The organism is Psychrobacter sp. 1U2, assembly GCF_051847575.1.
In genome coordinates this window covers 1-650 of record NZ_JBPYDC010001265.1, presented here as the reverse complement: position 1 = coordinate 650, position 650 = coordinate 1, and the positions used below count along the sequence as shown (strand labels likewise).

General features: G+C 46.3%; 1 pseudogene. It reads right to left on the bottom strand.

From position 1 onward, the window contains the following. Positions 1 to 619, bottom strand: a pseudogene (locus tag ACS8FD_RS21560) (porphobilinogen synthase); the annotation flags it as partial. Positions 620 to 650 lie beyond the last annotated feature (31 nt).

Below are 650 nucleotides of genomic sequence, written 5' to 3'. Positions count from 1 at the left end.
AAGCATATTTGGCAGAGTAGGCCATGATAGCCGTATTCACAAAACCCTCGGACTCAAAAGCATCACGCATGGCTTTGATACGGCCATCCATCATATCGCTTGGCGAGATGATATCAGCGCCAGCGCGTGCGTGGACGAGTGCTTGCTTGACCAACACTTCGATGGTTGCATCGTTGATGACATAACCGCTGTCATCGAGTAAACCGTCTTGACCATGTGAGGTATAAGGGTCAAGTGCCACATCCGTCATGACCACCATTTCGGGTACGGCATCTTTAAGCGCTTTGACCGCGCGCGCAGTAAGACCATTTTCGTCGTATGCAGCTTTACCATCAGGCGTTTTTAACGAGTTATCGATGACAGGGAAGATGTCAACAGTCGTGACGCCCTCACTTAGTAATTCTTTTGCATAGTTGATAAGTAGGTCGACTGATAAGCGCTCAACCCCCGGCATGCTCGCAATCGTTTCACGCTGGTTTTTACCTTCTAGTACAAATACTGGCGCGATAAAATGCTTAGGATGTAGCTCTACTTCTCGAATCATTGCCCGTACATTATCATTGTAACGTAGACGGCGTAGACGAGTTTCAGGGTATTGGCGGTTAAAGGTATAAGACATAATCGTTCCTTATTATTTTTTCAGTAATTAT